At 69.5% G+C, this 18691-nt stretch carries 12 protein-coding genes; 7 read left to right on the top strand and 5 right to left on the bottom strand.

Annotated elements, in window-relative coordinates; all coding sequences use genetic code 11:
- Nucleotides 1-19 precede the first annotated feature (19 nt).
- On the bottom strand, nucleotides 20-184 hold the full coding sequence (locus FOZ70_RS05095; RefSeq protein ID WP_165580347.1) for a hypothetical protein: 165 nt from the start codon (nucleotides 182-184) through the stop codon (nucleotides 20-22).
- Nucleotides 185-387: 203 nt separating this feature from the next.
- Between FOZ70_RS05095 and FOZ70_RS05090 the strand changes: the two genes are divergently transcribed.
- Nucleotides 388-852 (top strand): hypothetical protein, encoded by a 465-nt coding sequence (locus tag FOZ70_RS05090; protein WP_059588809.1) that lies wholly within the window; start codon nucleotides 388-390, stop codon nucleotides 850-852.
- Between the two features lie 150 nt (nucleotides 853-1002).
- On the opposite strand, the gene pal is transcribed toward FOZ70_RS05090, so the two are convergent.
- From pal to FOZ70_RS05070, 4 genes are all read right to left on the bottom strand, one after another.
- Entirely contained in the window at nucleotides 1003-1494 is a 492-nt protein-coding gene (gene pal / locus FOZ70_RS05085; protein WP_042974287.1) for a peptidoglycan-associated lipoprotein Pal, read from the bottom strand.
- Nucleotides 1495-1878: 384 nt separating this feature from the next.
- Nucleotides 1879-3075 (bottom strand): porin, encoded by a 1197-nt coding sequence (locus FOZ70_RS05080; protein ID WP_042974289.1) that lies wholly within the window; start codon nucleotides 3073-3075, stop codon nucleotides 1879-1881.
- Nucleotides 3076-3354: 279 nt separating this feature from the next.
- Entirely contained in the window at nucleotides 3355-3933 is a 579-nt protein-coding gene (locus FOZ70_RS05075; protein ID WP_059651062.1) for a hypothetical protein, read from the bottom strand.
- A 186-nt stretch (nucleotides 3934-4119) separates the two neighbouring features.
- The gene (locus tag FOZ70_RS05070) at nucleotides 4120-5112 is read right to left on the bottom strand and encodes a helix-turn-helix domain-containing protein (protein WP_048024642.1); all 993 of its coding nucleotides are present in this window, start codon (nucleotides 5110-5112) and stop codon (nucleotides 4120-4122) included.
- A 334-nt stretch (nucleotides 5113-5446) separates the two neighbouring features.
- On the opposite strand from FOZ70_RS05070, the gene FOZ70_RS05065 reads away from it, so the two are divergent.
- The 6 genes from FOZ70_RS05065 (at nucleotide 5447) to FOZ70_RS05040 (ending at nucleotide 18664) form a co-directional block, all read left to right on the top strand.
- A complete protein-coding gene (locus FOZ70_RS05065) occupies nucleotides 5447-6421 on the top strand; it encodes a nitronate monooxygenase family protein (RefSeq protein WP_059484897.1) in 975 nt (324 codons plus the stop codon).
- Between the two features lie 561 nt (nucleotides 6422-6982).
- Nucleotides 6983-8089, top strand: coding sequence for an AAA family ATPase (locus tag FOZ70_RS05060; RefSeq protein ID WP_021158777.1), 1107 nt, complete (start codon nucleotides 6983-6985; stop codon nucleotides 8087-8089).
- A gap of 186 nt (nucleotides 8090-8275) precedes the next feature.
- Nucleotides 8276-10762, top strand: coding sequence for a DUF5682 family protein (locus tag FOZ70_RS05055; protein WP_219705080.1), 2487 nt, complete (start codon nucleotides 8276-8278; stop codon nucleotides 10760-10762).
- Between the two features lie 100 nt (nucleotides 10763-10862).
- The gene (locus FOZ70_RS05050; RefSeq protein WP_059650649.1) at nucleotides 10863-11987 is read left to right on the top strand and encodes a VWA domain-containing protein; all 1125 of its coding nucleotides are present in this window, start codon (nucleotides 10863-10865) and stop codon (nucleotides 11985-11987) included.
- Entirely contained in the window at nucleotides 11984-14221 is a 2238-nt protein-coding gene (locus FOZ70_RS05045; protein ID WP_219705078.1) for a hypothetical protein, read from the top strand. Before FOZ70_RS05050 ends, FOZ70_RS05045 begins: the two co-directional genes overlap by 4 nt.
- A 168-nt stretch (nucleotides 14222-14389) precedes the next feature.
- Entirely contained in the window at nucleotides 14390-18664 is a 4275-nt protein-coding gene (locus FOZ70_RS05040) for a DUF4132 domain-containing protein (protein WP_219705076.1), read from the top strand.
- Nucleotides 18665-18691: the final 27 nt, after the last annotated feature.

The following is an 18691-nucleotide window of genomic DNA, read 5'->3' as shown; positions in this document are numbered from 1 at the left end:
GACTGCTCGCGGCGGCTCTTCAGTAGCCGCTGCCTCCTCCGCCACCGCCCGCACCTCCCGCGCCACTGCCGCCGTACCGGCTCATGCCCGGCCCTTGCGGCGCGCCGCCGCCCGACGTACATCCTGCCGACAGCACGAGCACCAGCGCCGCGATCAGCGCCGCGGCCAAGGTTGCAGATCTCATTTTCACCTCCTTGCAACGCGCAGGCCGCGGGAAAGGCCGGTTCGCGTGAACCGTGCGTCTGCGCGCTGAAGAAACGTTTCGGGCGGTCCGTTTATTCCATGCGTTTTGCGGATCGGCGAATGCGAGAGGGGCGGATCGGCGTCGTCGCACGGCGTGTTGATACACTGCGGCACGCCGCCATTCCGGTTCCGACCACGAAAAACATGAGTGCCACCGCTGAACGTCCGTCGTCGCGTCCGTTCCGTCCCGCCGTGCTCGGCTGCTTGTCGTTTGCGGTCGGCGGCCCGCTGGTCGCATCGCTCGTCTGGCCGGCCGTGATGCTGGTCGGGTGGTCGTTGATCGACGGCCCGTCGTGGGAGGCACTGAAAGTCAGTGCCGGCATGGTTCCGCTGATCTTCTTCGCGTCGTTCCTGTTCGGCTACTTCCTGCCGGCGGCCGTGACCGGCGGCATCATGGGCGCAATCGGCACGCGGCTCCGGCGGCGCTGGTTCGTGCTACTGGGGATGGTCGTCGGCGCCGGTGCGATGATCGGTTTCGTCGAACTCGAGGGTTACCTGATGAAAATCGACCAGTTCAGCGACATCGACGCGATCGCCACGCTCGATGCGATCGTGACGTCGGCCGTGATGTCGTACTGGCTGCATCGCCGGCTCGATCGCCGGCGTTGAGCGCGAAGCGTTGCGCGATCGGTCGCCTTCGCGCCGATCGCATGCATGGGGCGGGCATGCGGGCAGGGGCGGCACCGCGCGGCCGCTTGCGCGACCAGCGGGCTGCCATGCTGTTCCTGAAGCGAATGCCGCCGTCACGGCGGCCCGGGATCAACGATAGACGAGATCCGCGCGGCGGTTCTGTGCCCACGAATCCTCGTCGTGGCCGAGCGCGACCGGCTTTTCCTTGCCGAGGCTGACCGCCTCGAGTTGCGTGGCTTGCACACCGAGCGTTTCGAGCGCGCTCATCACGGCCTGCGAACGGCGTTGGCCGAGCGCCAGGTTGTATTCGGACGTGCCGCGTTCGTCGGTGTTGCCCTGGATCAGCACGTGCCGCGCCGGATGGCTGCGCAGGTAGTCGGCGTGTGCCTGCAGCAGCGACTGGTATTCGGGCTTGACGGAGTACTGGTCGAAATCGAAGTAGATGCTGCGCTTCGCGAGCGGGCTGTTCGGATTGTTGAGCTCGTCGGCCGTCACCGTTGCGACGGCTTCGCTCGAGGGCGCGGGCTCCATGCCGGCATTCTCGGGTGTCTTGGCCGCATGGTGGCAACCGGCCAGCAGTACGACGGTTGTCAGGACCGCAAATCGGTTCGTTTTGCTCATCGTTCGTCTCCAGCGGTTGACTGCATTGAACGCGTGGGGCGATCGACACGCCCGTATCCGGCCGAACGGCGCGAAAGATCCGGCACCTGCGACGTGAATCATGTTCGTAAGCCGGTGGTGCGCCATATGAAAGAGTGTTGCGGCCGGAACGCCAAATCTCGGCGTCGCTGCAAACAGATTAGGAAAAATGTCACAGCGTGACCAGTTTCTCCGCATTTTTTTGCGTCGACGCCACAGACCGGGCGGCATTCGTGCCGTCACGCGGCGCGATGCCACTGCGCAAAGGTCGCGCACGGGCACGGCCCTTGCGGCTCGGGGCATGCGATCGAGCCGTGCCGAAACGCATGCGTTGCGCGGACGGCGTGGCGACGCCGTGCTTCGTCTTCAGAACTTGTGCCGCAGCCCCAGTGCGACGACGACCTGGTTGCTGTTCGCCGACGGCGTCAGCGTCCAGACGGTCGCGTTGAACGCGGGGTTGCCGTTGCCGCCGCTCACGCTCTGGTAGACGCCCTCGAGATACGCATCCGTGCGCTTCGACAGCGCATAGTCGGCTTGCGCGACGACCTGGTTCCATTTGGGCCGCGTCTGGCCGGTGCGCGTGTCGAAGCGGCCCATCGTGTACGTGTACGCGGCCGAGAGGCTCAACGCACGCGTGACGGCGAAGCGCCCGTCGACCGAGAAATTGTCGAACACCAGCGATTCTCCCTTCAACGGCGCGATGCCGCTGCCCTGGAGCACGCCCGTCACGCCGTCGGTGGTCGAGTGCGACCACGCGGCGCCGACCGAATGCGGCCCGAACGCATAACGGCCCGCCGCGGCCCAGATCTGCTGGTTGCCGCCCGTGATCGTCGCCGAGCCGTCGACCGTGCTGAGCGCACCGTTCGGGTTCGGCGCATTGCGGTCGCGGCTGATCTTCAGGTAACCGGCGCCGAGCTTCAGCGGCCCGTTCGCGTACGACACGCCCGCGCTCCATGCCGCGTTGTTGGCGAACTGGCCGGCCGTGTTCGAGAACCCGTACATCGCGCCGAACCTCAGCCCGCGATACGTCGGGCTCGTGTACTTCACCGCCTGGTTGATGCGGAGGTTGCGGTTCGAATCGTCGTTGTCGTACGGATGAACCGCGAGATTGCCGCCCCAGCCGGGGCCGGATGCGCCGAGCGGCGTGACGAAATCGAGGATCAGGTCGTACTGGCGGCCGAACGTGAGTTCGCCGGCCGTCTTCGAGCTCACGCCGACCCATGCCTGGCGGCCGAACATGTCGACGCCTTTCTGCGACAGCGCGCCGGTGGTGCCCGAGAAACCGTTCTCGAGCCCGAAGATCGCGGCCATCCCGCCGCCAAGATCCTCGCGGCCGCGCAACCCCCAGCGCGACGCGTTCAGGGCGCCGCTCGTCATCGCGACGGCGCCGCTGCCCGGCGAGCCGGCGCCGTGCGTGCGCTGGTTGGTCGCGTAGGTGATCGACGTGTCGATCAGGCCGTACAGCGTCACGCTGCTCTGCGCGTGTGCGCCCTCCGACGCGAAGGCGGTCAGGCAGGTGGCAATGGCGGTCCCCGCGAGTCGAGTGCTGGCGTGTTTGTTCATCTTGTAGGAATGCAAAGGAGTTTTTTATCGTTTGACCGGCGCGGCGGCCGGCGGATCGAGCGGCCATTATTGGAGATCGCGCGCCGGTCGATTAAGGCGTTGCACAGGAAAGGTCCTCTGCGAAATCGCGTGGAATCGCAGCGGACGAAGGCGGGGAGGGGGCGGTTCGGCGGGAAAACCGTCGCCGGGTTTGCGATGGGCTCAAAGGCTCAAGGGCGTGGTCAGGTGATTCAGTTGACCATCGCGTGATCGTCCGTCGAGCGATGGCCGACGGGGAGCCTAGCGGCGGGCAACCGGCAGCGCGGCTTCGATGCCACCGCCGCGATACGCGGCACGAACGGCGATCGCCCTGGCTTCGAGTGCTTCCGGCGAGAGCCAGGGCCGCAAGCGGACCGCGACGCGCGGCAACGCGGCAAGCTGATCGCGCAGGCGCACGATCGACCGGCAGCCACGGAATGTCGACGACCCGGCATCGGGGCCGGACGCGGCTTCCGCAAGTTCGGCCGCCCACTCGACGCCGCGGTGGCGCCTGACTTCGTCGAGGTGCGGCAGATGGCGCGCATCGCCCGATAACGCGATCAACAGCGCGGCCCAGTGCGCGCCGCGCCATCCCACGTTCATGTCGTCCGTGAGGTCGGCGAGCAGCGTGTCGTCCAGCACGGACAGGCTTTGCTGGCACAGGTAGTGGAAGTCGAGCGGCTGGTAACGGACCTGCGGGTAGTCGCGCAGCACATGGCCGAGTTCGGCGCCGGTCTCGACAGCAGCGGCCAGGAACCGTTCGGCCGGCGCCGGGCGGTTCAGCAGCAGCGTCGGCACGCTCCGGTAGAGCCGGTAGATGTCGTCGGGGTGATAGTGCATCGCGAAGGTCGGGGTGATCGAACGGCGCGCGCGGCGCGCCGTTCGGGTTGTCTGCTGACAGCCAGACAGCAGCGCCGTATGACGCCGCTGCATTTCATCGGGCTCGACCGCTTCGATCGTGGGCGCGATCGGGCAATCGTAACCGAACGGGTCGTGAATCGTGCCGGCGCGCGCACGTCGGGTTGTCTACGATTCCCCCGCGGGGCGAAAGCGATCGCGGTAGGCGCCGGGGCTGAGGCCGACCTTGTCCTTGAACAGTCGGCAGAACGAGCTGGTATCGCTGTATCCCACCTGGGCCGTAATCCGCTCGAGGCTGAGATCGCCGGCCTCCAGCAAGCCGCGCGCGGCTTCGATGCGCAGGTTCTGCAAATACCGTAACGGCGGCTGATTCAGCGCTGCGCGGAACCGGCGGATGATCGTGCGCTCGCTCACGCCGAGCTCATGCGCCATCTCCGACATCTTCACGTCCTTCGTCATGTTCTTCTGCAGCCAATACTGCGCGCGGTGAACCAGCGAGTCGGCGTGTTCCTTGTCTGCCAGCAACGGGAGATACGGCAATTGCTTCGTCTGGCTGACGTCGATCAGCATCGTCTTCGCGCACTGCGCGGCGATGGCCGCCCCGCAGAAGCGCTCGATGACATGGATGGTCTGCAGCAGGTAGGACGCCGATGCTCCGGCACAGATCAGGCGATCGGCTTCGGTGACGACGGGTTCCAGTTGAAGGTCGACGCGGGGAAACCGGCTGCGGAACTGATCGGCCAGCCACCATGTGGTCGTCGCGGGCCGCTCGTCCAGGAGGCCGGTTCTGGCCAGGACGAACGTGCCGGTGCAGTTCGCCGCAAGGTAGGCTCCCGCGTTCCATTGCGAAACCAGCCAGTCGCATGCGGCCGACTGTCGTGCCAGCAACCGGTCGAAGGCCTTGCCGCTCGCGTAATGCGCACTGGGAATGAAAACCAGGTCGAACTTCTCGCGCGGCCGGATCGGCTCCGTGTTCAGTTGCAAGCCGTTGCTCGCCATGACCGGCTTCCCCGTCGGAGAAACGAACCGCCATTCGAACTGCGCATTGCCATCGCCCCTTTGTCGTCGCCAGTGCGCGTTCGCGATCTGCAGGATGTCGGCGAACCCGCCCAGGCTGGACGCGTAGCAATCGTCATACGCAAGAATGGCGGCGCGAGGCATGAGGTGTCGGATATCGCATTCGATGTGTCAGTTTCGCCAATGTACGGCAGTTCGGCCCGAGAGGAAACTGGTCGTGTCAACCTGACGCCCGTTGGCGGGCAGCGACAGGATCGCCATGCGGCCGGCAGCGCGGGGGACGCAGTATCGTGTGCCGTCCGGGCCACGAGAAGGCCAATGTGGCCGCCCCAGGGTAGCGGCAGGCGCCTCCGTTGCCCGGCAGCGTGGATTTCCGTCGGCTTCGCACCGCCGATTCAGCCGCGCAGTGACGCGCGTCGGGGCCGCAGCGTGCCCTGCATGCGAAGGCGCTTTCGTCTCAACCTGAACCGCAAACATCATGAAAACCAGGATCACCGAACTCTTCGGCATCGACTATCCGATCATCCAGGGCGGCATGCACCATGTCGGGTACGCGGAGCTGGCCGCAGCAGTCTCCAACGCCGGCGGACTCGGCATCATCACCGGCCTGACCCAGCGATCGCCGGCCGATCTGGCCGCTGAAATCCGGCGTTGCCGCGAAATGACCGACAAGCCGTTCGGCGTGAACCTCACGTTCCTGCCGACCGTCACGTCCCCCGACTATCCCGGCTATATCCGGGCCATCGTCGAAGGCGGGGTCAAGGTCGTCGAAACGGCCGGCAACAACCCGCAGCCCTACCTGGCTGCGCTCAAGGAAGCGCACATCAAGGTGATCCACAAGTGCACGTCGATTCGCCACGCGCTGAAGGCCGAGTCCATTGGCTGCGATGCGGTCAGCGTCGACGGATTCGAATGCGGCGGCCACCCTGGCGAGGACGACATTCCGAACTTCATTCTGCTGCCACGCGCCGCCGAAGAACTCAGGATTCCGTTCGTGGCCTCCGGCGGCATGGCTGACGGCCGGTCGCTGGTTGCGGCACTTTCGCTCGGCGCGGACGGCGTCAACATGGGAACGCGCTTCGTCGCCACCCGCGAGGCGCCGGTGCACGAGAACGTGAAGCAGGCGCTGGTCGCGGCCTCCGAGCTGGATACGCGCCTGGTCATGCGCCCGTTGCGCAATACCGAGCGCGTGCTGCGCAATGCCGCGGTCGATCGCATTCTCGAAAAGGAAAGCAGGCTCGGCGCCGGCATCCGGTTCGACGATATCGCCGAAGAAGTCGCCGGCGTGTATCCGCGCATCATGAAGGAGGGCGCGCTCGACGCGGGCGCGTGGTCGTGCGGCCTGGTCGTCGGCCTGATCCGCGATATCCCGACCGTGAAGGAACTCGTCGAGCGCATCGTGAGCGAGGCGACGGAGATCATCCGCAGCCGCCTGGCACGTATCGCGGTTTGATCCGGATTGGCGACGCGGGATGCCGCCCGCCGTCGCCGACGAATCTTCGCCGGCGCGATGCCGGCGAGGATTCGTGCGGGATGTGGTCGACGAGGGCCAACCGGGCGACCGCGGCGATGATCGAAAGCGTCGGTTGGCGGCCGCTTTGTCGATGTAGAGACTGTCGCGTCGTCGGTTCCAGTCGCCTCGCGGCGCGACCGGACTCGAGCACCCTGTCCGTCGTGAACTGAATCGCTTCACGACGGCCGGGTGCTCGTGAATTCAATGACTTCCCCGTTTAACGATCGGGTAACCCGGGTTGCCCGATTCCGCTTTCCCTTCGGGCACCGCCCCCGGACGTCATCCGGATTCCGGCCCGGCCGACGCCGCCGCGTTGCGCCACGCGAGCCCGATGCGGTTTCTCCCCGGCTCGACGCATCGCAAGCCGGCGCCCGCTCCGGCGATCGGCCCATGAGATGACAAATACCGTCATCGACGGATCGCGATCTTGCGCGCGGCGATATAATTCGCGCTCCGAGGGCTTCGAGCCCGACCGCGAATACAAGACAAGAAGAAGCAGACATGGCTCCGTCTCAACCGCATGCATTGCAGCGTCCGCCCGCTGAAGTCCTGTATGCCGATCAGCTCGCGCAGCTGAAGGCGCAGGATGGCGCCCAACCACGCCCGCCGGGCTGGCAACTGAGTCTGACTGCCGCCCGCGCATTCATTGCCGGCGATCGCTCGCTCGGCATCGCGCCGAAGGTGGTCGCGCCGATCGCGAGCATCGAGCGCATGCTCGTCACGCTCGCCACCGGGCGCGGGCTGATGCTGGTCGGCGAGCCGGGCACCGCGAAATCGATGCTGTCCGAGCTGCTGGCGGCCGCGATCAGCGGCACGTCGACGCTGACGATCCAGGGCGGCGCATCGATCACCGAAGACCAGATCAAGTACGGCTGGAACTACGCGTTGCTGATCAACGAAGGGCCGAGCCCGCGCGCGCTCGTGCCTGCGCCGCTGTACCAGGGCATGCACGACGGCCGGATCGTGCGCTTCGAGGAAATCACGCGTGCGCCGCTGGAAGTGCAGGACTGCCTGCTCGGCATGCTCTCGGATCGCGTGATGGCCGTGCCCGAACTGCACGGCGAACACGGGATGCTGTACGCGCGCGAGGGCTTCAACATTATCGCGACCGCGAACACGCGCGACCGTGGCGTGAACGAGATGAGCGCGGCGCTCAAGCGGCGCTTCGATTTCGAAACCGTGTTTCCGATTCTCGACTTCGACAGCGAACTCGCGCTCGTGCGCGAAGCCAGCGCGCGCCTGCTGGCCGGCAGCGGCATTCCGGCGGCCGTGCCGCAGCCGGTGCTGGAACTGCTGGTCACCACGTTTCGCGATTTGCGCGGCGGGGCCGGCGATGCGGCGGGCAGCGACGGCGCGATGGACCGGCTGACGGCGGTGATGTCGACGGCCGAAGCGGTGAACGTCGCCCATGCGGTCGGCGTGCGCGCATGGTTTCTCGAGCAGCGCGAAGGGTCGCCGCAGGATCTCGTCGACTGCATCGCCGGCACCGTGGTCAAGGACAACGCCGACGATCGCGCGAAGCTGCGCCGCTATTTCGAACAGAAGGCCGCCCGGCGCGAAGGGGCGCATTGGCGCGCGTATTACGCGGCACGCCACCGTCTGCCGTGATGCGCGACATGAGTACGACCGATCGCCGCGGCATGCGCGGGCCGGAACGTCGTGTGCCCGATGCGTGCCGCGTGCACGGCAAAAAGGGCGTAAAGGGCGTAAAGGGCGTAGAGATCGACAAGGGCAGGTCGGGCTGCGTCGCGTCCGGCGCCTCCGTATGCATCGACTTCGACTGACAGGCGCCGCATGCAGACCGTGACGCCCGGCCAGCCGCACATCGTCGGCATCCGCCATCACAGCCCCGCGTGCGCGCGGCTGGTGGCCGAGCGCATCCGCGCACGGCGGCCGCGCTACGTGCTGATCGAGGGGCCGGCCGACTTCAACGGGCGGCTAGACGAACTGTATCGTCCGCACCGCCTGCCGATCGCGATCTACAGCTATCTGTCCGGCGATACCGCGCATTACGGCTCGTGGACCCCGTTCGCCGAGCATTCGCCGGAATGGCAGGCATTGCAGGCGGGGCGCGAAGTCGGCGCGACGGTCCGGTTCATCGACCTGCCCGCGTGGCACGCGGCGTTCTCGCGGCTCGAGAACCGCTATGCCGATGTCGCGGACGCCGAACACGAGGCCCGCGCTGCCGCATACGAGCGCGCGCTGGCGGACACGCTCTCGGTGCAAGGCCGCGATGCGCTGTGGGATCACCTGTTCGAGGACGTCGGCGATACGCCGGGCGCGCTGGACGAACTCGAGGCGCGCCTGTCGACCTACTTCTCGCATCTGCGCGCCGACGATCCGGGCTCGCTCGGCAACCAGGCACGCGAACGGATGATGGCGCGCTGGATCGCGTGGGCCGTCGCCGAAGCCGACGGGCAGGCGGACGACGTGCTGGTCGTCTGCGGCGGTTATCACGCGCCGGCGCTGGCGACACTCTGGCGCACGCGGCCGGCCGCGTTGCCCGATACGCCCGAACCCGGCGCGATCGACGGCGATGCCGGTGCCGTGCCCGACGAACGGGAAGACGACGCCAGCGCGTGCGACACGGATTCGACGACCGCCGACGGGGCTGCGCGCAGCGTCCGCTACGGTTCCTATCTCGTGCCTTACACGTTCAAGCGTTTCGACGCGTTCGCGGGCTACGCATCGGGGATGCCTTCGCCGGCTTATTACCAGTGGGTCTGGGCTGACGGCGCGGAAGCGGCGGCGCGGCGCGTGCTCGAGAACGTGACGCAGCGGCTGCGCGCGCGCAAGCTGCCGGTATCGACGGCCGACCTGATTGCCGTGCACGTGCGGGCCGAAGGGCTGGCACGCCTGCGCGGCCACGCGCGGCCGTTGCGTTGCGACTGGCTCGACGCGCTGGCCGGCGCGCTGGTGAAGGAGGCGCTCGACGCGCCGCTGCCGTGGACCTATCGCGGGCCGCTGCGGGCCGGCACCGATCCGGTGCTGGTCGAGGCGATGGATGCGCTGGCGGGCGACGCCGCCGGCGAGCTCGCGCCCGGCACGCCGCAACCGCCGCTCGTCGCCGCGGTGCGCGACGAGCTGGCCGCGCTCGGCATCGTGCTGCACGGCACGCTGACGCTCGACCTGCTGACCGACCAGGGGCGTGCGCGCAGCCGCGCGCTGCACCGGCTGGCGCTGCTGCGCGTACCGGGCATCGTGCGCCGCCAGGGCGCACAGCTTGCGATGTCGGGCGAGCGCGACGAAGTCTGGCAGCTCGGCGAGCCGCTCGAGCAGCAGGCGGCGCTGATCGAAGCCGGCGCATTGGGCGCGACGCTGTCCGACGCGGCACGCGCGCGGCTCGAGGATGAATTGCGTGAGGCGGGCGGCCGCATCGCGCCGCTCGCGGATGGCCTGAACCGCGCCGCGTGGGCCGGGCTGGCAGCGCTGAGCACCGCGCTGCTGGACACGCTGCACGATGCGGTCGCGCGCGAGCAGCGCTTCGAGTCGCTCGCCCCGGCGCTCGGCAACCTGCATACGCTGCTGCGTCACGGCCATCTGCTCGGCATGAACGATGCACCGGTGCTGCGGATCGTCGTCGAGGCCGGGTTCGATCGCGCGCTATGGTTGCTGGAGCCGGCCGCCGCGCTGCCGCCGGCCGATCTCGACGCCCACGTGCAGGGGCACGCCGCATTGCGCCGGATCGTGGCCGACGTACTGGCCGGTGCCGACGGTGCCGGCCACACGCCGCTCGCGATCGAGCCGTCGCGCGCGCTGGCCGTCTGGCGGCGCAAGGCGGCCGATAAGACAGCGGCGCCCGCGAGTCGCGGCGCGGCGCTCGGCGCGCTGCTCGGCCTGGCGGGGCAGGCCGGCGTCGACGACGGTCAACCCGTCGCCGGCATCGACGATGCGATGGCGCTGCTGCGGGCGATGCCGGCCGCCGCGCTCGGCGATGCGCTCGGCGGTTTGCTTGCGCTGGCGCGCGAGACACTGGCGAGCGCACCGGCTTTCGTCGCGGGCATGGATGCGACCATACGCGCGCTCGACGACGCCGATTTCGTGCTCGCGTTGCCGGGCTTGCGCAGCGCGTTCGCGTGGTTGCCGCCGCGGGAGCGCGGGCAGCTCGCGGATCAGGTGCTCGCGCTGCACGACGCGACACACCTGTCACGCCGCGTGCTGACGGAGCGGCACGCGGACGATGCGTCGCCCGAAGAGGCCGCGCACGCCGCGCGCATCGAGGCGCAGGTGCTCGGCCGTTTGCGCCGCTGGGGGCTCACGCCCGATCCGGAGGCGTCATGAAGTGCCGACCGACAGGCCGCCGCGCATCCGGCTTCCGCTTCCCTTACCACGATGTCGCGCCGTCACGGCACGGTGCGGCGCGTTTTCCGCGAGTCCTGCCATGCCGCTGAACATTCCCGGTCCGCTCGAACGCTGGCGCCTGCTGCTCGGCGAACCGGCCGAAGCCGCATGCGGCACGCCGGGTGCGGACGCGCGGGCCGCCGATGCGGCGCTCGACTGGCTGTACGGCCGCGACGACGACCGCGCGCAGCGCGGCGAGCGCGGGGCCGGCCTCGGGCCGTCCGCGCTGACCACGCCGGACTGGATCAACACGATCCACACGCTGTTTCCGAAGGAGGTGATCGACCGCCTCGAACGCGACGCGGTCGAGCGTTTCGGCATCGACGAAGTCGTCACGAACCTCGAGGTGCTGGAGCGGATCGAGCCGTCCGAATCGTTGCTGCGCGCCGTGCTGCACACGAAGCACCTGATGAATCCCGAGGTGCTGGCGGCCGCGCGGCGGCTGGTGGCCGAGGTGGTCCGGCGAATCATGGAGCGGCTGGCGACCGACGTGCGGCAGGCCTTCAGCGGCACCCGCGACCGGCGCCGGCGCTCGCGGATGAAGATCGCGCGCAATTTCGACTACACGCGCACGCTGGCCGCGAACCTGCGTCACTGGCATCCCGAGCGGCGCAAGCTGTATCTCGACACGCCGGTCTTCAACAGTCGCACGCGTCGCCACGCCGAGCCGTGGGACATCGTGCTGCTCGTCGACCAGAGCGGGTCAATGGTCAACTCGGTGATTCACAGCGCGGTGATGGCCGCGTGCCTGTGGCAATTGCCGGGCATGCGCACGCGGCTCGTGGCCTTCGACACGTCGGTGGTCGACCTGACCGCCGACGTGTCCGACCCGGTCGAGCTGCTGATGAAGGTCCAGCTCGGCGGTGGCACGGACATCGCGAAGGCCGTCGCGTATGCGCAATCCTGCGTCGCGAATCCCGCCCGCACGATCATCGTGCTGGTCAGCGATTTCTATGAAGGCGGCAGCGGCTACGAACTCGTGCGCCGCGTGAAGGCGCTGGCCGAGAGCGGCGCGCGCGTGCTCGGGCTGGCCGCGCTCGATTCGGCTGCCGAGCCCGCCTACGACCGCGAGATGGCCGCGCGGCTCGTGAACGCCGGTGCGCAAGTCGGCGCGATGACGCCCGGCCAACTGGCCGCGTGGCTCGCCGAGAAGGTGCGGGGATGAGCGCACCGATCCGCGACGACCTCCTCGAACTGACGCCCGAAGCGCTGACGGCGCTCGCCAACGCCGGGTTCGTCAAGCGCGCCCAGAAGGATGTCGCCGCCGGCGCGGTGCCGGCGGTGGCCGTCGACGGCGACGGTACGGTGCACGCGTCGTTCGCCGACGGCGTGCGTACCAGCCTGCCGCCGGGCCGGACCTTGCGCGACGCGGCGTGCAACTGCACCGCGAGCGGCATGTGCCGGCATCGCGTGATGCTGGTATTCGCTTATCAGGCGAGCATGCGGGGGAACGAAGCGGCGGCCCCGGGCGAGGCGCGTGCAGGCGGAGACGACGAGACGGGGCAGGCCGATACGCGCGATGAATCGATCTGCAATCCGGACGATGTCGCACGCGGCGCAACAGGTACCGGTGCGGACGATGCGCCGCCGGGCGACGACACGAACGGCACGTCGTCCGCGGATCGCGCATGGAGCCCCGCCGATTTCGACGATGCCGCGCTGGCGGCGAGTTTTGCGCCGTCGGTGCTCGAACAGGCCGCGCGCATGGCGGCCGCGCGGCCCGCCGTGACCGTGCAGCCGTGGTCCGGCGCACAGTCGTCGCCGGTTGCACGCCTGCCGATGTGTACCGTGCGGTTCTTCTCGCGACGCTCGCTCGCGCATGCGCGTTGTGACTGCCGGCAGGGCAGCGGTTGCGCGCACGTCGTGCTGGCCGTCTGGGCATTCCGGCAGGCCGGGGCACCGGCCGACGGCGTACCGGAGACGATCGTCGAGGTGCGCCCGCCGGCCGGCGCAGAAGACGAGTGTGGCGACGACCGGTCGCCGTTGCGTGACGAAGCGGCGCACGTGCTGATCGCCGACCTCGACAGGCTGGTGCACGCGCTGTGGCTGGACGGCTCGAGCCAGCCGCCGATCGCGCTGGCCGCGCGCGTGGAGTCGCTGCGCGGCCGCTTGCGCGAGCGCGGCTGGCAGTGGGTCGACGACGCGCTCGACGAAGCCTGGCAGCTCGTGCACGCACAGCATGCGCGCAGCAGCCGCTTCGAGCCGCTGCGGCTCGTGCGCGTGCTGGCCGAACTGTGGGCACGCTTGCGCGCGGCGTTGTCCGCCGCGACGCAGCTTGAGGGTGCCGCGGTGCCGGCCCGCCAGATGCTCGGCATCGGCGTGAAGGGCGAGGTGGAACTCGATCATTTGCGGCTGGTGTCGCTCGGCGTCGAGCTGTGGGCCGACGACGCGGAAGAGGGGGCGAGCGTGCTGTTCGCCGATCCCGATACGCAGACCGTGATGGTGCTGACGCGCAACTGGCCGCGTGCCGCCGACGTCGCGGCCGGCGGCCGTGCGCCGGATCTGGCCGGCCGCCGCGTCGCGGGTTTTCCGTTGCGGCAGATCGCCGCCGGGCAGGTCGTCACGAAGACCGCGAAGCGGCGCGCGAACGGTGCGGTCGACATCTCCGCCGGCGTGCGGCAGACAGGCGTGCTGCCGCTGTCGCCGACCTCCTGGGACGATCTCGTCGCGCCGATCCGCCAGCCGGGCATCGCGGCGCTCGTCGCGCACCTGCGTGACGCGCTGCCCGACTTCGTGCGGCCGAGACAGGCGGCGAACGGCGCGGCGGCCGGCGCGGCCGGGTCGCTGCACGTGGTCGCGTTCGAGCCGATGGTCGTGCGGTCGGTCCATTGGGATGCGGCTGCCCAGGTGCTGCACGCGCGGCTCGAGCAGGGGGAAGCAGGGACGGCCGATGTGGACGGCGACGATGTGCTGCACCTCGCGCTGCCGCATCGCGCCGTGGCACCCGGCGCGGTCGATGCGCTGGCACGCGCGCTGGCCGGCGAATGGGGCGCGTTGCGCGCGCTGGCAGGTACCGTCCGGCTGCATGCGGGCACGGCCGTGATGCGGCCGCTGGCCGTGTTGACCGCGCAGCGCGCCGTCGTGCTGCAGACCGAAACGACGGCGCCGCAACCGCTGCCGCTGGCCGGCGGGCGCGGGTCGTTGCCCGCGCTGGTCGCGCTCGCGGAGGACACGCTGGCGCTGCTGGCCGAATGGCTGCGCCAGGGCATGCGCCATCAGGGCGGCGGCGCGATCGAGCGTGCGCTGGCGCAGGCCACGCGACTGGAGCGCGCCGGCCTCGCGCACGCCGGGCGGCTGCTGCGCACGCTGGCCGACGGCCTGCGCGGTGCGCAATCGGCGTCGATCCTGACGCAACTGGGTTCGCTGACGTTGCTGCTGCTGGGCATCGTCGAGCAATGACGGCATGACCGTCGAACGGGCGAGCAGTCGGCGCCCGACACCGCGAGCCGTCGGGCAGGCTGCACGGCTCGCGGGATGAATGAACGAGAGGGCGTCATGGCTGCGTTGCGGCCATGGCATGCGGGCGCGGCATCGTGCCGCGTCGTCGATCCGAGTGAGAGGGAACGGATGCGTCGTTTTGAACTGATCGAAGGCAACTCCAGCAAGTTCTGGGAAGTGGAGCAGGAAGGCTCCGGGCTCAATATCCGCTGGGGCCGCATCGGCACCGCGGGCCAGAGCCAGACGAAGTCGTTCGCGGACGACGCGAAGGCGCGCGCCGCGCTCGACAAGCTCGTCAAGGAGAAGACCGGCAAGGGTTATGCCGAAGTCGCGGTGGCGGCCGGCGCCAGCATCGGCGCGACTGCCGCCAAGCCGCCGGCCGTCGCGTCGCCGGCAACTCCGGCCGCGGTGCCGCAGGCGCCGACAGACGCGGAACCGGCCGCGAACGCGCAACCCGCAGCGGCGAAAGCCGCGAAGGGTGTGCCGCCCACACCGTCGGCCCAGCCGGCGGCATCGACGCCGCGTTCAACGGTTTCCAGTGCCACCACCGCCGCCGCCGCCGCGCCCTTGCCGCCCGCCGCCGCCGAAGGTTTCGACGCCCAGTGCGAGCGTGTCTTCGAGACCGTGCGCGCGCAGATCGCGAACGGCGACCTGAAGCCCGGCGAGACGTTGACGGTCGCCGTGATCAAGCGCCGCTACGACGTCGGCGACCAGGGCGCCGCGATGGCGCTCGACCTGCTCAAGTCGCGCCGTCTGCTGCATGGCTGGGGCGCGTCGGCCAGCGTGCACGAGCACGGGCAGGCGACTGCCGTGGCGCTCGGCGAGTGGTTGGCGTCCGAGGCGGCCGCCGCACCGGCGCCTGCCGCACCCGCCGTCGCCGACACCGGCGCTCCGCCGTGGCTGATGCACGGCGATCCCGTGCGGCTGTCGCCGCAGAACCTGCGCGAAGCCTATGCGTCCCGCCGTTTTCCCGTCCCGGTGACCGTGCTCGACGTGCGCGCTGCGTGGCTGAAGATCGAAGGCAAGGACGGGTACTCGATCGACATCGGCGCGACCGACGCGGCGCTGCGGCCGGCCGCCCAGCGGATGCTCGACCGGCTGGCCGCGCGTACGCCGATCGCCGGGCCGGTGGCGGACGCGCAAGCCGACGCCGTGCTGTTCGCACTGGCGATGACCGTGGGCGACTATCACGGCGAAACCACGATCGGCCGCCCGGTCGCCGACTACCTGGTTGCGCAATACGGATTGACGGGCGCGATCGACGTGCTGCTCGACGCGTTGAAAATCCACGTGCACGCCGATTACGACCGTCAGGCGCAGCGCCGCCTCCATCGTTTCTCGACGAATGTCGAAGGCCCGGTGCGCGGGAGCTGGCGCGGGCCGATCGTCGGCGGCGAGGCGGCGCTGCGCGAGCATCTTGCCGCGGCGAGCGAGGCGGACTGGCAGGCCTGCGTCGACAGGATCGAGGCCGCGTTGCCGGCGCTGCACCCGACCCGCCAGCCGATACCCGCACTGTTGTTGCCCGATGTGCCGCAGCTGTCGAATGCGCTGGTGCGCAGGCTGAGCGCTGAACCCGACGTGCCCGAGACACTGCACTGGATGCTGCTGACCGCGACCGATCCCGATGCGATCGCGGTGGCCGGGAGAATCCGGCCGAACAGCTATGGCCGCGAGTTCTGGGGAATGTCGCGGATGGTCGCGACCGTGCTGCGCGAGCGCGGCAGCGCCGCGTTCGACGTGCTCGAACGCGGCGCTGCCGCCGACGAGGCGGGCGACGCGCTCGCCGCGATCGGCACGCCCGACGCGGTGGCTGCGCTGGCGAAGGTTGCCAGCGGTTCGAAGGGCGCGCTCGCGCGCCTGTCGCTGTCGCTCGATCGCTGGCCGGTGGCGGGCATGGTCGCGCTGTCGCGGCTCGTGGCCGCGGGCGGCAAGGATGCCGGGCTGCTGACGCCGAGCCTCACGCGCCTGTTGCGCGCGCATACGGCGCACGTCGACGGGCTGCGGCCGTGGCTCGACGCACCGGCGCAGGCCGTGATCGACAAGCTCCTCGCGCTGCTGGCCGGCCCGGCCGAGGTCGCATCGGCCGAGGAATTGCCGGGTGTGCTGGCCGCGCCCCCCTGGCTTGCCGCGCGGCAGAAGCGGGCGGCTGCGCTCACGCTGGAGCCGCTCGAACTGGCAGCGGTCGAATGCTGGGACGAAGCGAAGCGCAAGCAGGCGAAAACGCCGGACCAGTGGGAAGTGAAGCGGCTCGCCGCGGCGTCGAAGGACACGATGACGCTGATCGACGGCCTCGGTTTCGACGCGAGCAAAAAATACTACGGGCCGCTCGGCGAGGCGGCGGCGAAGGCGATCCGGCACGGTGACGCGCCGGCGTTCGTCGCCGCGTGGCGCGCGATGATCGACGCGCGCAAGCGCGAGCGTTACTTCTGGTACTGGCTGCGCGCCGAATACCTGACGCTGTTGCCGGCCGCGGTGGCCGTCGACATCTGGAACGCGGTGGCAGGCGAACACAGCACGGCGGGCGTGACCCTGGTGATGGCGACCTTCGGCCTGCCCGCGTTGCCCGGCCTCATCGCGACCGTGCGCAACAAGCCGACCGAGAATTTCGGCTACGCGCTGAATTACGGCGCCGTCGAATGCGCGCCGATCGCGGCCCGCGCGTTCGCGAAGCTGAAGACCTTGCGCGACGACGGCCGTGCGTGGCTGCTCAAGTTTCCGGAGCATGCGGCCTGCGGCCTGATCGCACCGTCGCTCGGCAAGCCGGGCGAAGCGCGCGACTGCGCCGGCGCGGCGCTGCGTTTGCTGCAGGCGAACGGCCACGAGGCGCTGCTGATCGACGTCGCCTCGCGCTATGCCGACGACGCGGTGCCGCAAGCGGTGCGCGCCGTGCTCGACGAGAGCCCGCTCGACCGTTTTCCGACCAAGCGCAGCAAGCTGCCCGAATTCTGGCAGCCGCGCGGCTGGCGCCGGCCGGTGCTGAAAAACGGCAAGGCGCTGCCGGACGACGCGCTCGACCATCTCGGCCAGATGCTGACGTTCCCGACCGGTGAAGGCGTCTACGGCGGCATCGATGTCGTGAAGGACGCGTGCACGGCGGAGTCGCTGGCCGATTTCGCGTGGGACTGCTTCAACGCATGGCTCGATGCTGGCGCGCCGGGCAAGGAGGGTTGGGCGCTCACCGCGCTGGGCCTGTTCGGCAACGACGACACCGCACGCAAGCTGACGCCGCTGATCCGCACGTGGCCCGGCGAATCGGCGCATGCACGCGCGGCGACCGGCCTCGACGTGCTGGCCTCGATCGGCAGCGACGTCGCGCTGATGCTGCTCAACGGCATCGCGCAGAAGGTCAAGTTCCGCGCGCTGCAGGACCGCGCACGAGAGAAGATCGATGCGATCGCGGAAGCGCGCGGGCTGTCGTCCGAGGAGCTGGAGGACCGTCTCGCGCCGGATCTCGGGCTCGACGAACAGGGGACGATGCTGCTCGACTTCGGTCCGCGTGCATTCCGGGTCGGCTTCGACGAGACGCTCAAGCCGTATGTGCGCGAGACCGGCGCCGACGGCGTGGCCGGCGCGCGGCTCGCGGACCTGCCGAAGCCGAAGAAGACCGACGATCCCGTGAAGGGCAAGGAAGCGGTCGAGCGCTTCAAGGTGCTGAAGAAGGATGCGCGCACCATCGCGAGCCAGCAGGTCGCGCGGCTCGAGGTCGCGATGTGCGGGCGCCGCCGCTGGACACCCGAGGTGTTTCGCACGTTTCTCGCCGAGCATCCGCTCGTGCGCCACCTTGTCCAGCGCCTTGTCTGGGGTGTGTACGAAGTCGACGACGGCGGCAACTTCGGCGGCACGCTGAAGGCCTGCTTCCGCGTGGCGGAAGACGGCACGGCGGCGACTGCCGACGACGATGCATTTACGCTGCCGGAGGGCGCGACGATCCGCATCGGGGTGCCGCATGCGCTGGAGATCGCGCCGGCCGATGCCGCCGCATTCGGGCAGGTGTTCGCCGACTACGAGCTGCTGCAGCCGTTCGCGCAGCTCGGTCGCGACGTGTACCGGCTGACCGACGACGAGCGCAACGGGCGGCAACTCGAACGCTGGAAGGGCGTCAAGGTGCCGACCGGCCGCGTGCTCGGGCTCGTCAACAAGGGCTGGCGGCGCGGCCAGGTCGAGGATGCCGGCTGCATCTGGTATTTCACGAAGCCGCTCGGCGCGGGCAAGGTGATCGAACTGTCGCTGGACCCGGGGATCTTCGTCGGGGCGGTCGACATGAATCCGGATCAGCAACTCGGCGCGTTGCAGGCCGGTTCGCCGTCGAACTGGGGCAGCATTCGCGAACCCGATGCGCTGTCGACGCTCGACGAGATCTCGGCGAGCGAGTTGATCCGCGATCTGGAGGGGATGCGGGAGTAACACGTGACCCTTGCATGACCATTCACC

It is taken from the genome of Burkholderia sp. COPS (genome assembly GCF_019425585.1).
In the GTDB taxonomy this organism is placed as follows: Bacteria; Pseudomonadota; Gammaproteobacteria; order Burkholderiales; family Burkholderiaceae; genus Burkholderia; species Burkholderia cepacia.
This window is presented reverse-complemented; position numbering and strand designations above follow the sequence as displayed.

Coding starts and splice junctions, on each gene's coding strand:
- FOZ70_RS05095 (WP_165580347.1), bottom strand. CDS start 184: ATGAGATCTGCAACCTTGGCCGCGGCGCTGATCGCGGCGCTGGTGCTC.
- FOZ70_RS05090 (WP_059588809.1), top strand. CDS start 388: ATGAGTGCCACCGCTGAACGTCCGTCGTCGCGTCCGTTCCGTCCCGCC.
- pal (WP_042974287.1), bottom strand. CDS start 1,494: ATGAGCAAAACGAACCGATTTGCGGTCCTGACAACCGTCGTACTGCTG.
- FOZ70_RS05080 (WP_042974289.1), bottom strand. CDS start 3,075: ATGAACAAACACGCCAGCACTCGACTCGCGGGGACCGCCATTGCCACC.
- FOZ70_RS05075 (WP_059651062.1), bottom strand. CDS start 3,933: ATGCACTATCACCCCGACGACATCTACCGGCTCTACCGGAGCGTGCCG.
- FOZ70_RS05070 (WP_048024642.1), bottom strand. CDS start 5,112: ATGCCTCGCGCCGCCATTCTTGCGTATGACGATTGCTACGCGTCCAGC.
- FOZ70_RS05065 (WP_059484897.1), top strand. CDS start 5,447: ATGAAAACCAGGATCACCGAACTCTTCGGCATCGACTATCCGATCATC.
- FOZ70_RS05060 (WP_021158777.1), top strand. CDS start 6,983: ATGGCTCCGTCTCAACCGCATGCATTGCAGCGTCCGCCCGCTGAAGTC.
- FOZ70_RS05055 (WP_219705080.1), top strand. CDS start 8,276: ATGCAGACCGTGACGCCCGGCCAGCCGCACATCGTCGGCATCCGCCAT.
- FOZ70_RS05050 (WP_059650649.1), top strand. CDS start 10,863: ATGCCGCTGAACATTCCCGGTCCGCTCGAACGCTGGCGCCTGCTGCTC.
- FOZ70_RS05045 (WP_219705078.1), top strand. CDS start 11,984: ATGAGCGCACCGATCCGCGACGACCTCCTCGAACTGACGCCCGAAGCG.
- FOZ70_RS05040 (WP_219705076.1), top strand. CDS start 14,390: ATGCGTCGTTTTGAACTGATCGAAGGCAACTCCAGCAAGTTCTGGGAA.